The sequence below is a fragment of the Stenotrophomonas sp. YJH_SMC_122 genome (genome assembly GCF_059369535.1).
Map to the genome: position 1 here is coordinate 248,081 of NZ_JCAFST010000005.1, position 13,554 is coordinate 261,634.

General features: G+C 67.6%; 11 protein-coding genes. 7 read left to right on the top strand and 4 right to left on the bottom strand.

The features are described 5' to 3' along the window. Nucleotides 1-5: 5 nt before the first annotated feature. The 4 genes from AC5P66_RS09525 to AC5P66_RS09540 are packed head-to-tail and all read right to left on the bottom strand — an operon-like array spanning nucleotide 6 to nucleotide 6,329. Complete coding sequence (locus tag AC5P66_RS09525; protein WP_099496016.1) at nucleotides 6-1,367, bottom strand: heavy metal sensor histidine kinase; 1,362 nt, start codon at nucleotides 1,365-1,367, stop codon at nucleotides 6-8. Further along, on the bottom strand, nucleotides 1,364-2,053 hold the full coding sequence (locus AC5P66_RS09530) for a heavy metal response regulator transcription factor (RefSeq protein WP_005413570.1): 690 nt from the start codon (nucleotides 2,051-2,053) through the stop codon (nucleotides 1,364-1,366). Before AC5P66_RS09530 ends, AC5P66_RS09525 begins: the two co-directional genes overlap by 4 nt. Beyond that, on the bottom strand, nucleotides 2,050-5,163 hold the full coding sequence (locus AC5P66_RS09535; protein ID WP_111096290.1) for a multidrug efflux RND transporter permease subunit: 3,114 nt from the start codon (nucleotides 5,161-5,163) through the stop codon (nucleotides 2,050-2,052). Before AC5P66_RS09535 ends, AC5P66_RS09530 begins: the two co-directional genes overlap by 4 nt. Beyond that, nucleotides 5,160-6,329: an efflux RND transporter periplasmic adaptor subunit gene (locus AC5P66_RS09540; protein WP_049410886.1), complete on the bottom strand. Its 1,170-nt coding sequence runs from the start codon at nucleotides 6,327-6,329 to the stop codon at nucleotides 5,160-5,162. The genes AC5P66_RS09535 and AC5P66_RS09540 overlap by 4 nt, the downstream gene beginning before the upstream one ends. Before the next feature lie 262 nt (nucleotides 6,330-6,591). Here AC5P66_RS09540 and AC5P66_RS09545 point away from each other — a divergent pair, with 262 nt between their 5' ends. The 7 genes from AC5P66_RS09545 to AC5P66_RS09575 all read left to right on the top strand — a co-directional run bounded on the left by AC5P66_RS09545 (nucleotide 6,592) and on the right by AC5P66_RS09575 (nucleotide 13,489). Then, entirely contained in the window at nucleotides 6,592-6,891 is a 300-nt protein-coding gene (locus AC5P66_RS09545; RefSeq protein WP_049410889.1) for an EF-hand domain-containing protein, read from the top strand. Between the two features lie 291 nt (nucleotides 6,892-7,182). Further along, nucleotides 7,183-7,482 (top strand): hypothetical protein, encoded by a 300-nt coding sequence (locus AC5P66_RS09550; protein ID WP_049439874.1) that lies wholly within the window; start codon nucleotides 7,183-7,185, stop codon nucleotides 7,480-7,482. A gap of 63 nt (nucleotides 7,483-7,545) precedes the next feature. After that, nucleotides 7,546-10,305: a magnesium-translocating P-type ATPase gene (gene mgtA / locus AC5P66_RS09555; RefSeq protein WP_495216251.1), complete on the top strand. Its 2,760-nt coding sequence runs from the start codon at nucleotides 7,546-7,548 to the stop codon at nucleotides 10,303-10,305. Nucleotides 10,306-10,336: 31 nt separating this feature from the next. Then, nucleotides 10,337-11,074 (top strand): MgtC/SapB family protein, encoded by a 738-nt coding sequence (locus AC5P66_RS09560; RefSeq protein WP_099496019.1) that lies wholly within the window; start codon nucleotides 10,337-10,339, stop codon nucleotides 11,072-11,074. A gap of 213 nt (nucleotides 11,075-11,287) precedes the next feature. Beyond that, nucleotides 11,288-12,343: a sensor histidine kinase gene (locus tag AC5P66_RS09565; RefSeq protein ID WP_049410899.1), complete on the top strand. Its 1,056-nt coding sequence runs from the start codon at nucleotides 11,288-11,290 to the stop codon at nucleotides 12,341-12,343. Next, nucleotides 12,336-12,977, top strand: coding sequence for a response regulator transcription factor (locus AC5P66_RS09570; protein ID WP_049410901.1), 642 nt, complete (start codon nucleotides 12,336-12,338; stop codon nucleotides 12,975-12,977). The genes AC5P66_RS09565 and AC5P66_RS09570 overlap by 8 nt, the downstream gene beginning before the upstream one ends. Beyond that, nucleotides 12,974-13,489 carry a DUF1697 domain-containing protein gene (locus AC5P66_RS09575; RefSeq protein ID WP_099496020.1) on the top strand — a complete coding sequence of 172 codons (516 nt, stop codon included), beginning with the start codon at nucleotides 12,974-12,976 and terminating at the stop codon, nucleotides 13,487-13,489. Before AC5P66_RS09570 ends, AC5P66_RS09575 begins: the two co-directional genes overlap by 4 nt. The last annotated feature ends 65 nt before the right edge of the window (nucleotides 13,490-13,554 follow it).

Sequence of the window (13,554 nt, forward strand, 5' to 3'; positions counted from 1 at the left end):
CAGCGTCAACACGCCACCGTGAACCCCACCGTGGTCAGCCCGTCGCGGCTGGCCACGAACACATCGCCACCATGCAGCACGGCGATGGCCTTGACGATCGACAGGCCCAGGCCGTGGTGGCGTTCGCCCCGGTACTCGCGGGCCTGGTCAACCCGGTAGAAACGCTCGAACAACAGCGGCAGGTGCTCGGCGGCGATGCCATCGCCTTCGTTCAACACCGCAATGCGCGCGCCCTTGCCTTCGGCCTGCAGCTGTACCCGCACCGCGGTACCGGGCCGCGCATGCTGCACGGCGTTGTGCAGCAGGTTGGTCAGGGCACGCCGGAACAGCGATGGATCGATGCTGGCGGTCGCATCACCTTCGATGCGGAGGGTCAGCCCGGCTTCCTCGAACAGGAATTCAAGGAAGTCCCCGGCGGCGGCCACTTCGTCGGCCAGCGCCACCGGCCGGGTCTCCATCGCGATGTCGCCCTGCCCGGCCCGCGACAGGAACAGCATGTCGTTGACGATGGCGCGCAGCCGCTCCAGCTCTTCCAGGTTGGACTGCATCACGTCCTGCAGCTGCGCGTTGTCGCGCGGCCGTGACAGGGCCACCTGGGTCTGCCCCATCAGGTTGGCCAGCGGCGTGCGCAGCTCATGCGCCACGTCTGCGTTGAACGCATCCAGCCGCGTGTAGGCGGCCTCGAGGCGATCCAGTGCACCGTTGAAGGCATGCGTCAGGTGCCCCAGCTCTGCCGGCAACGCCTGTGTGCCGAGCCGCTGTGACAACCGCTGTGGGCTGAGTGAGCGCGCCTCGTCCGAAAGCGCGTGCAACGGGGCCAGTCCCAGGCGCGCGATCCAGTAGCCGAGGCCGGCCACCAGCAGCACGCCCAGCCCGCCGGCAACCCACAGCGCCACGGCGAAGCGCTGCAAGGCATGCGTGTACGGTTCGGAGTCGATACCGATCCACAGGTCCACCGCCGGCCGCACGCCCTTGCCGGGCACGCGCTCATACAGCGTACGCAGCGGATGCTGGCCCTCGCGCTGCAACGTGCCCATGCCACTGTCGTGGCCATTGGGTGGCTGCACCTGTGGGCGCTCACTACCGATGCGGAAGGTCGGGTCGTCACTCCAGGCCCAGACCAGCGTGTCGCGGTCGCCGGAAATCAGGTTGCCGACCTTGTCGCGCACCTTGCTCCAGCGTTCGCGGGTATCGCACATCGCCACACTGCCGCTGACCGCGTGCAGCTTGGTCTGCAGCTCGGCGTGCTGGTAACGCACCACCTGCCGTTCCAGCACGCCATACACGCCGATGCCCAGCAGGGCGAATACCAGCAGCGCGGCCAGCGCGAACATCGCCGACAGGCGCTGGGCGATCGACCACCTCATCGACCATCACCCTCATCATCGCGCACCTCCAGCACGTAGCCCATGCCGCGCACCGTATGCAGCAGCTTGCTGGGGTACGGGCCGTCAAGCTTGCTGCGCAGGCGCTTGATCGCCACTTCCACCACGTTGGTGTTGCTGTCGAAATTGATGTCCCAGACCTGCGCAGCGATCACTGTCTTGGACAGGATCTGCCCGCGCCGCTGCGCAAGCAGGGCCAGCAGCGCGAATTCCTTGCCGGTCAGGTCCAGTCGCGCACCGTCACGATAGGCGCGGCGCGCCAGCAGGTTGACCTGCAGGTCGCCCACCTGAAGTTCGGTCGGCTCCTGCTGGCGGCCGCGCCGGACCAGCGCCTGCAGGCGCGCCAGCAGTTCGATGAACGAGAACGGCTTGACCAGGTAGTCGTCGGCACCCTGCCCCAGCCCGTGCACGCGGTCATCCACGCGGTCGCGCGCGGTCAGCATGATCACCGGGGTCTGCTTGCTGCGGCGCAGTTCGCGCAGCACGTTGAAGCCGTCCATGCCGGGCAGCATCACGTCCAGCACGATCACGTCGTAGTCGAACTCGCGGGCAAGGTGCAGGCCGGTCACGCCGTCGGCGGCCAGGTCGACCGCCCAGCCCTGCTCGCCCAGGCCGGTGCGCAGGTAGTGGGCGGTCTTGCTCTCATCCTCGACGATCAGCAGTTTCATCCGGGCTCCGTCAGCGCGGCACCGGCGGCCGCCCTGCGTTCGCGTCGGCGCTGCAGGAACAGCCGGTCCAGGGCCAGGTAGATCACCGGGGTACTGTACAGGGTCAGCAACTGGCTGATCAGCAGGCCACCCACCACCGCCACACCCAGCGGCTGGCGCAGCTCCGAGCCGGTGCCGAAGCCGATCATCAGCGGAATGGCACCCAGCAGCGCCGCCAACGTCGTCATCATGATCGGGCGGAAGCGGGTCAGGCAGGCCTCGTGGATGGCCTGCAGCGGGGTCAACCCGCGGTTGCGCTGGGCATCCAGCGCGAAGTCGACCATCAGGATGCCGTTCTTCTTGACGATGCCGATCAGCAGCACGATGCCGATCAGCGCCATGATCGAGAAATCCAGCCCCCACAGCCACAGCATCAGCACGGCACCGATACCGGCCGACGGCAGCGTGGACAGGATGGTGAGCGGGTGCACGAAGCTCTCGTACAGCACACCGAGGATGATGTAGACGGCCAGCAGCGCGGCCAGAATGAGCAACGGCTGGCTGGCCAGCGATTCCTGGAACGCCTGTGCGGTGCCCTGAAAGCGCCCGTTGATGCTGTCGGGCATGCCGATCTGCGCCTGTGCCTGCTCGACCAGGGTAACCGCCTCACCCAGCGAGACGCCCGGCGCCAGGTTGAACGACAGGTTCACCGCCGGCAGCATGCCGTTGTGGCTGACCGACAGCGGCCCGTTGCCCGGTGGCTGCACCTGGGCCACCGCCGACAGCGGCACCATCTGCCCGGTCAGCGGCGAACGCAGGTGGAAGTAGGACAGCGCATCGACCTGGCCAAGCAGGCCGGGCGCGATCTCCAGAATCACCCGGTACTGGTTGGTCTCGGTCTGGAACTCGTTGATCTGGCGCTGGCCGAACGCATCGTAGAGCACCTGGTCGATATCGTTGGCAGTAAGTCCGAAGCGTGCCGCAGCAGTGCGATCGATCTGCAGCCGGGTAACGCTGGCGCCGACCTGCTGATCGTTGGACACGTCACGCAGCTGCGGCAGCCCGCGCAGGCGTTCGGTCAGCTGCTCGGCCCAGCGTGACAGCTCCCTGCTGTCCTGGCCGCGCAGTGCGTACTGGTACTGCGTACGCGCCGGCCCCGCGCCCAGGTTGATATCCTGCGCGGCCCGCATGTACACGGTGATGCCCGGCACGCTGGCCATCTTCGCGCGCAGCCGGTCGATGAAGCCGTGCACGTCCACGTCGCGGTCGCCGCGGTCCTTCAGGATGAACCAGAAGCGGCCATTGGACAGGGTCTGGCTGCCACCGGTAGCACCCACCGCATGGTTGTAGGCCTGCAGCGCTGGATCCTCGGCGGCGATCTTCGCCAGCTGCTGGTGCTTGGCCGCCATCTCCTCGAAGCCGATGTCCTGTGCCGCTTCGGTGGTGGCGAACACGAAGGCGGTGTCCTGCAGCGGAAAGAAGCCCTTCGGGATCACCACGTACGAGGCTACCGCTACCGTCACCGTCGCGCCGAAGCCGAGCAGGACCAGCCGCTGGTGGCCCAACGCCCACTGCAGGCTGCGGTCGTAGCCGGCCAACAGGCGCCCGGCCAGCGTGTCCTGGCCGTCGCGATGGGCCGGCATGCGCTTCATCAGGTGCGCAGCCATCATCGGCGCCAGCGTCAGCGAGGCCACGATGGAGATCAGGATCGCGACCGTGATGGTCATCGCGAACTCCGCGAACAGGCGCCCGACCACGCCGCCCATGAACAGCAGCGGGATGAACGCCGCGATCAGCGACAGGCTGATCGACACCACGGTGAAGCCGATTTCCTCGGCACCCTTCAGTGCCGCGTCCACGGGCCCCAAACCGGCCTCGCGATGGCGGTGGATGTTCTCCACCACCACGATGGCGTCGTCCACCACGAAGCCGACCGCTACCACCAGTGCGACCAGGGTGAGGTTGTTGAGGCTGAAGCCGGCCACATACATTGCTGCGAACGTGGCGACCAGCGCTACGACCAGCACCGCACCGACGATGAGCGTGGCCGAGAGCTGGCGCAGGAACAGCCCCATCACCAGCACCACGAGGACGATGGTCAGCACCAGGGTGACCTCCACCTCGTGCAGCGACGCGCGGATGGTGCGCGTGCGGTCGTTGAGCACTTCCACATCGACGCTGGCCGGCAGGTTGGCGCGCAGCTCCGGCAAGGCGGCCAGTACCGCATCGGTGGTGCGAACGATATTCGCGCCCGGCTGCCGGCTGATGATCAGGCCCACGCCCGGCTGCCCGTTCGGCCACGCCTGCACATAGGCGTTCTCGGCACCGTCGACCACTTGCGCGACATCGCCCAGCGTAACCGGCGAACCCTGCCGGTAGGCGACCACCAGCTGGCGGTAGTCCTGGGCATCGAACAGCTGGTCGTTGGCCTCGAAGGTGGACGTGCGCTGTTCGCCCATCAGCGCGCCCTTGGCCTGGTTGAGGCTGGCGTTCTGGGCCACGCCGCGCAGGTCGGACAGGGTCATGCCCATCGCTGCCAGCCGCTCCGGCTGGGCCTGGATGCGGATGGCCGGGCGCTGCTGGCCGACGATATTGACCTCGGACACGCCACTGATCTGGCTGATCGAACGCGCCAGGCGGCTCTCGGCCAGGTCGCTCAGCTCGGTCATCGACATCTGTGCCGAGACCACGCTGAGCACCAGGATCGGGCTGTCGGCCGGGTTGACCTTGCGCCAGGTCGGCAGGTTCGGCAGGTCGCTGGGCAGGCGCCCGGCCGCCGCATTGATTGCCGCCTGTACTTCCTGTGCGGCGGTATCGATGTTCTTTTCCAGATCGAACTGCAGCGTGATCGAGGTGCTACCGAGCGCGCTGGTGGAGGTCATCTCGATGATGCCGGGCACGCCGGTCAGCTGCGTTTCCAGTGGCGTAGCCACCGCCGACGCCATGGTCTCGGCGCTGGCGCCGGGCAGGCTGGCATTGACGCGGATGGTCGGGAATTCCGCTTCAGGCAGAGGTGCCACCGGCAACCGTGGCAACGCGGCCACGCCGAGCAGTATCACCGCCAGCGTCAGCAGCGTGGTGGCCACCGGATGCCGGACGAACCAGCTGGACAGCGAAACGCGGGTGCTCATGGTGCGGCCCCGGCCCTGGCAACCGGTGCGCCGGCTTCAGTGACGACCACACCCGGGCGCAGGCGCGACTGGCCATCGCGCACGATTACATCACCCACCCGCAGCTCGCCCTGTATGGCCACCTGCCCGTTCTCGGCTTCACCGACGGTGACCGGTAGCACCTCGACGCTCCCATCTCCCACTACGCGGTAGACGAAGCTGCCCTCGACACCGCGCTGGATTGCGGCAGCGTCCACCACCAGTGCGTCCGTGGTCTGGCCGATGCGTACCCGCACGCTGACCAGCTGCCCGGGCCACAGCCGGTCGTCGGCATTGGCGAAGCGGGCACGCAACCGCACCGTGCCGGAGGTCTCGTCGATCTGATTGTCGATCACCTGCAGGGTGCCTTCGGCGAGGCGCTGGCCACCATCGCGGTCCAGCGCCTGCACCGCCACGTCGCCGGCAGCCAGTGCCTGCCGCAGCTGCGGCAACGCGTCCTGCGGCAGCGCGAACACCACCGAGATCGGATCTGTCTGCTGCACCGTCACCAGTCCCTGCGTATCGGTGGCACGCACCAGGTTGCCGGGGTCCACCTGGCGCAGACCGATGCGGCCATCCATCGGCGCCAGGATACGGGTGTACGACAGCTGCACCTGTGCGGCATCCACCGCCGACTGATTGCCACGCCCGGTGGCCTGCAGCTGCTGCACCGTGGCCGCCTGCTGCTCCAGCATCTGCCGCGAAACCAGCTGGTCGGTAGACAGGTGCTGCAGCCGCGCCAGGTCCGAGCGCGCGGCATCCAGCGTGGCACGGTCGCGAACCACCGCAGCCTGTGCGCCACCCAGGTCGGCACGGATCGCGCGATCATCGATACGGGCCAGCAACTGGCCCTTGCGCACCTTCTGGCCCTCCTCGAACAGCACCTCGGTCAGAACGCCATCGACCTGCGGCCGCAGCACGGCGCTCTGCAACGACTGCACCGTGCCTACGCCGCTACGCCAATGGGCTACGTCGCGCTGCTCGACACGGCCGGTCACCACCGGTACCGGCGGCGGCGCGTTGGCCGGTTGCGCGTCGCTGCGCGACACACCCTGGAACAGCATCACCAGCGACAACACCACCAGCAGCAACGCGCCCAGGACAAGGTGGCGGCGACGCATTCGTGCGGACAGGAAGGGAATTCGCATGACAGGGATCCATACCGGTGCCGGCGCGGGGGCTGCGCGGGCCTGATGCTATCCTCCCGGCTGGCCTCCGGCGCCTCGCTGTCGCCTGCCTGACAATTTCGTCAGGTGCGGCCGGTACACGCATGGGGCGTGCGGGTGAACGGTGGCCCACCGCCATCTGGCGACCCGGTCGGTTCTTCGCAGCTCGCTTACAGATCCGGGCCGAATATCCGGCCGTGGCCATCCACACCCGTGGCCCGCGTCCCCACTTCTGGAGCCTGTCATGACCGGTATTCGCTACGTTCCTGCTGTCCTCGTCATCACCATCGGCCTGCTGCTGGGCGCCTGTTCCAGGACCCAGGAGGCAAGCAAGGCCACCGCCGCCGAGGACGTCACCGAAGTGAAGCTGATACCGCCTTATGAGTCGCTGGACAAGGACAAGGATGGCATTGTCACCCTGGCGGAAGTCGATGCAGTGGCGCCGGACTGGGCCGAGCGACTGCACGCCTGCGATACCGACCGCAACAAGGCGCTGAGCCGCGGCGAGTATGACGTGTGCAGGCAGACCAGCGGCGCGCATTGACCCAGCACTGAACCTCAATTGGCGCTGCGCATGCCCGGCTATACCAAGGTATAGCCGGGCTAACCCACGGGCCTCTAGGCCTGCCCCATTCAGGGGCGGACAATAGCGCCACTGGCCAGGGCAACCCTGGCTGGAACCCTCCCCTCATGGAGACGCAGATGGACCCCGACCCTGCCGGGCGCACCGCGCCCCGGATGACCGCTTGTTGCCTGTTCCTGGCGCCTGCCCGCCGGTCCCTGCCTGCCTGAGTGACGGGGACCGCCAGGCGCCGCCTGCCTGGAGATCGCCCCCATGTCCTACAAGATCCTCTACATCACCGTGCGCCGCATGATCGGCGAGCGCGATGTCGCCGCCCTGCGCAGCCAGCTGCTGCAGCACGGCCCCGTGATGTTCGCCCGTTCGCTGTCGCTCGGTTCGCCGCGTGTGGTAGCCGATGCACTGTCGCTGCTGCCGATCAGCGAGCGCATCAATGTGCTGCGCCACCTGCCCTATCCCCTGCGCGACGCGATGAAGCCACTGTGCATCGGTGGCAGCCAGCGCCTGCGCATGCAGCCGTGGTCGCCGGCGGTTCTGGCGATGCGCCACGCCTGATCTGTCTCACCCATCCCGTTCGTGTTCCGGCTGCGGCCGGCTCTGACATTCGAGGAGCGTCCCATGAGCCTGCTCAACGCCTGGTTCAACGCCTTCCTGCGCAGCCGCCGCGCAGGCAACCTGTTCCGCCGCCGTGCGATGCCCGAAGCCGGGCTCGGCCCAGGCAACGCCGAGGCCGCGCCGTTCGCGCTCACCACCGGCCTGGTCACCCTTGCCCAGCAGGATGAGACCCAGCTGCTGGCCACGCTGGGGTCGCATGCCGATGGCCTCAGCCCGCACGAGGCCGGGGAGCGGCTGGCCACGCTCGGCCCCAACGAGGTGGATCACGAAAAGCCGCTGCCGTGGTGGCGGCACCTGTGGCAGTGCTACCGCAACCCGTTCAACCTGCTGCTGACCATACTGGCGGCGGTGTCCTGGCTGACCGAGGACATCAAGGCGACGATCGTCATCGGTGCGATGGTGCTGCTGTCCACGCTGATCCGCTTCGTGCAGGAGGGTCGTTCGAACCGGGCGGCCGAGCGGCTGAAGGCCCTGGTCGGCAACACCGCACGCGTGCTGCGCCGTAATCCCGGCACCGAGGCGGCCGACGTGGCCGACCAGTACTTCGGCGCGCACCTGCACAGCCGTCGCCCGGCACGCCTGCTGGACCTGCCGATCCGTGAACTGGTACCCGGCGACCACATTGTGCTGTCGGCCGGCGACATGATTCCGGCCGACTGCCGCGTGCTGACCGCCAAGGACCTGTTCGTGGCGCAGGCGGCGATGACCGGCGAGTCGCTGCCGGTGGAGAAGTTCGCGCACCCGGGCGATGGCCTGGCCGGCCTGCTGGAACAGCACAACCTGCTGTTCATGGGTACCAACGTGGTGTCCGGTACCGCCACCGCCATTGTGCTGGCCACCGGCAACCGCACCTACTTCGGCACGCTGGCCCAGCGCAGCACTGCAACCGACCGTGCGCCGACCGCGTTCCAGGCCGGCGTCAACAGTGTCAGCTGGCTGCTGATCCGCTTCGCGCTGGTGATGGTGCCGTTCGTGCTGCTGATCAACGGCTGGACCAAGGGTGACTGGACCGAGGCGTTCCTGTTCGCGCTGTCAGTGGCGGTGGGCCTGACGCCGGAAATGCTGCCGATGATCGTCACCTCCACCCTGGCCAAGGGTGCGGTGCTGCTGTCGCGGCGCAAGGTGATCGTCAAGCGCCTGGATGCGATCCAGAACTTCGGCGCGATGGAAGTGCTGTGCACCGACAGAACTGGCACGCTCACCCAGGACAGGATCGCGCTGGAGCGCCACACCGATGTGTTCGGTCACGATTCGGAAGACGTGCTGAAGTTCGCCTACCTCAACAGCCACTTCCAGACCGGCCTGATCAATCTGCTGGACCGCGCGGTGCTGGAGCACGTGGAGCTGCAGAGTTCGCTGCGGCTGTCGCAGGACTACCACAAGGTGGACGAGATCCCGTTCGACTTCGAGCGCCGCCGCATGTCGGTGGTGGTCTCCGAGCGCGAGGATCACCACGAGCTGATCTGCAAGGGTGCCGTGGAAGAGATGCTGGCGGTGTGCAGCACCGTGCGTGAGAACGGCCAGGACATGCCGCTGGACGAGCACCGCCTGGCCCGCGTGCGGCAGACCACCGAGGAACTGAACGAACAGGGCCTGCGCGTAGTGGCGGTGGCGATGAAGGAAACCGCTGCCAGCCAGACCACCTATTCGCAGGCCGACGAGTGCGGGCTGACCCTGGTCGGCTACGTGGCCTTCCTGGACCCGCCGAAGGAATCGGCTGCGCAGGCACTGCAGGCGCTGGCTGCGCATGGCGTGGAGGTCAAGGTCTTCACCGGTGACAACGAGCTGGTGACCGCCCGTGTCTGCGCACAGGTGGGGCTGGACGCCGACACCATCCTGACCGGCCCGCAGATCGAGCGCATGGATGACGGCGCGCTGGCGCGGGCGCTGCACCACCATCGCGTGTTCGCCCGGCTGACACCGCTGCACAAGGAGCGCCTGGTGCGCGAGTTGCGCGCACAGGGCAAGGTGGTCGGCTTCCTGGGCGACGGCATCAACGATGCACCGGCGCTGCGCGCGGCCGATATCGGCATCAGCGTGGACAGTGCGGTGGACATCGCCAAGGAGGCGGCCGACATCATCCTGCTGGAAAAGAACCTGATGGTTCTGGAGGAAGGCGTCATCCAGGGCCGGCGCACGTTCAACAACATGCTGAAGTACATCCGCATGACCGCCAGCTCCAACTTCGGCAATGTGTTCTCGGTGCTGGTGGCCTCGGCCTTCCTGCCGTTCCTGCCCATGCTGCCGCTGCAGCTGCTGGTGCAGAACCTGCTGTACGACATCTCGCAGATCGCCATTCCGTTCGACAACGTGGACGAGGAGCTGGTGCGAAAGCCGCTGAAGTGGAACCCGGCGGACATCGGCCGCTTCATGGTGTTCTTCGGGCCGATCAGCTCGATCTTCGACCTGACCTGCTTCGCGCTGATGTGGTACGTGTTCGATGCGCGCACGCCGGCCGACCAGGGCCTGTTCCAGTCCGGCTGGTTCGTGGTCGGCCTGCTGACCCAGACGCTGATCGTGCACATGATCCGCACGCCGAAGCTGCCGTTCCTGCAGAGCATCGCCGCGCCGCCGCTGCTGCTGATGACCGGCCTGATCATGACCGTTGGCGTGTTCCTGCCGATGAGCCCGCTGGCCGGCTACTTCAAGCTGCAGGCACTGCCGGCTGGCTACTGGCCGTTCCTGGTGGCAATCCTGTTCGGCTATGCGGTGCTGACCACTGCGCTGAAGCGGTTCTACATCCGTCGTTACGGCTGGCAGTAAGCGCCCGCCGCTTTGTCCAGGGAGAAACACAATGGACATCAATCCCAACCTGCCGGCGTTCAACGCCGGCGCCACGCTCAGCTCGCTGATCAGCCTGTCGGTGGCGTTCGTGCTGGGCACGGTCATCGGCCTGGAACGGCAGCTGCGGCAACGCACCGCCGGCCTGCGTACCAATACGCTGGTGGCGGTGGGGGCGGCGGTGTTCGTCGATCTGGCGGTGCGCTTCCATGACCTGTACGGCGGCCCGCCGTCACCGCTGCATGTGGTGGCCTATGTGATCTCCGGCGTTGGCTTCCTCGGTGCCGGCGCGATCATGAAGGACGGCGCCCAGGTGTCCGGCCTGAACACTGCGGCCACCCTGTGGGGATCGGCGGCGGTGGGTGCGTGCGCGGGCATCAAGCTGCTGCCGGAAGCGGTGATGGCTGCGGTGTTCGTGCTGGCCGCCAACACCCTGCTGCGGCCGTTGGTGAACCGCATCCAGCGGCAGCCGCTGCCGGAAGCGTTCAGCGAGGCGACCTATGCGATCAGCGTGGTGTGCCAGCGCGAACAGCAGGCCGAGGTGCTGGACCGGCTGTTGCTGCTGCTTGAGCAGGCGCAGTACCCGGTGCGCGCGGTGGACCAGCGCCCGTTCGGCGAGCGCGATGTGGAGATTGAAGCGGTGTTGTATGCCACCACGGTGGATGCCGGTGAACTGGATGCGGTGCTGGCCACGCTGGCGGCGACGCCCGGCGTCCTGCAGGGATTCTGGAACGCCAGCCTGGAAGAGTAGTGCCGGCCGCTGGCCGGCAACCGGATGATCCGCGGACGCACCGTGCATCGCTTTGGTGGGTGCCGACCGTTGGCGGTAATGCCGGCCGCTGGCCGGCAACCTCATGAGCTCCGGCAACACCGTGCAGCTGCCGGCCAGCGGCCGGCACTACCGGTCGGCATCTAGCGTTGGCGGCTTTGCTATCCTTTCACCCCACGCCAGGGAGCCGTCCCGATGCCATCGCTGTCGCCCCGCCGCCGACTGGTGCTGCTGGTCCTGATCGTCGTGATGGCGGCGATCTTCCTGATCGACACCGTCACCGATTACGCGGTTGCTGCCGCCTGCTTCTACGCGGCGGTCATTCTTGCGGCGTCGCGCGTGCTGGGCGCGCGCGGACTGATCACCCTGGCCATCGCCTGCATCGCGCTGACCGGGCTGAGCTTCTTCCTGACCCGCTTCGGCACCTATCGCATCGGCCTGGTCAACTCGGTCATCGGCATGCTGGTGATCGGCATCACCACCTATCTCGCGCTGAACATGGAAGCGGCCAAGGCCGCCGTGCAGGAAGCACAGGGCCGCCTGCTGCGGGTAGCGCGCGCCTCCACCGTGGGCGAGCTGACCACCTCCATCGCCCATGAAGTGAACCAGCCGCTGGCGGCCATCGCCAGCAGCGCCGAAGCCTGCCAGCGTTGGCTCGCGCAGGATCCACCAAACGTGGACAAGGCGCGGCAGACCGTGGCCCGCATCCTGGCCGATGCACACCGCGCCGGCGACGTGATCGCCCGCATCCGCGGCCTGACCCAGGGCGCGGCACCGCAGCGGCGCGCCTTCGATCTGAACCAGGCCGTGGAGGAAATGCTGGCGCTGTCGCGCAGCGAGCTGGACCGGCATGGCGTGGCCGTGGCGCTGCTGCTGGACGCCGAGCTGCCACCGGTGCAGGCCGACCGTGTGCAGGTACAGCAGGTGATCGGCAACCTGATCCTCAATGCGGTGGACGCGATGGAGACCGTGCCCACCGCCGACCGACGCCTGTCCCTGCTGACCCGGCGCGACGGCCAACGGGTCAGCCTCAGCGTACGCGATCGTGGCGTCGGCCTGCCCGCCGAGCATCCCGAGCGCGTGTTCGACGCGTTCTGGACCACCAAGTCACACGGGTTGGGGCTGGGCCTCAGCCTGAGCCGCTCGATGATCGAGGCCAACGACGGCCAGATCCGTGCCGAACGCCCGGCAGGCGGCGGTGCCTGCTTCGTGTTCCACCTGCCCGTTGCCACGGACGCCCACCATGCGTAAGCCCACTGCCGCCACGCCCGATCCGGCACCCATCGTCTATGTGGTCGACGACGATCCGTCGGTTCGCGCGGCGCTGGAGGACCTGCTGGCCTCGATGGGCCTGCAGGTGCGGGCCTTCGCCTCCATCCAGGCCTTCCTCGAACACGACCTGGTAGACGCACCGGCCTGCCTGGTGCTGGACGTGCGCATGCCCGGCCAGAGCGGGCTCGAATTCCATCGCACCATGGGCAGCCACGGCCTGCAGTTGCCGGTGGTGTTCATCACCGGTCACGGCGACATCGCGATGGGCGTCAACGCGATCAAGGACGGCGCCATCGAATTCCTCACCAAGCCCTTCCGTGACCAGGAACTGCTCGATGCCATCCACAAGGGCATCGAGATCGACCGCCAGCGCCGCCGCGAGGGCGAGGCACTGGGCGCGCTGCAGCTGCGTTGGAACACCCTCAATGCCGGCGAGCGGGAGGTGGTCGATGGCGTGGTGCGTGGCCGCCTCAACAAGCAGATCGCCGCTGACCTCGGCGTCAGCGAGATCACCGTGAAGGTGCGTCGCGCACAGGTGATGCGCAAGATGGGCGCACGCACCCTGGTTGACCTGGTACGCATGTACGACCGCCTGCAGGCGGGGACGCCATGAACGCCTACGTCGCCTTGCTGCGCGCGGTCAACGTCGGCGGCACCGGCAAGCTGCCGATGCGCGAACTGGTGGCGATGTGCAAGGACGCCGGCTTTTCCGACACCCGCACCTACATCGCCAGTGGCAACGCGGTATTCCGCAGCGGGCTTGATGAAGCCGCCGTGCGGGAGGCCCTCGCCCAACGGCTGCAGGCCTACGCCGGCAAGCCGGTCGGCGTGCTGGTGCGCTCGGCCAACGAGATCGCCGGCGTGGTGGCGCGCAATCCATTTCCGCAGGCGGCCGGCAACCGTGTGGTCGCCCTGTTCCTCGACGGCAGCCTGCCCGCCGATCCACTGGACGGCGTAACCGGCCTGCGCGACGAACAGCTTGCACTCGGCACGCGCGAGATCTTCATCCATTACGGAGACGGCATGCCCGATTCGCGCCTGCGGGTGCCCTGTGCCCAGCACGGCACCGCCCGCAACATGAACACAATCGGCAAGCTTGCAGCGATGGCCGCCGCGCTGGCCTAGCCTGCCAGCATTTCTTGTGCAGCGGTGCCGAAGTCGAGTGCCAATCGACTGCTCAGCGCTTGCGC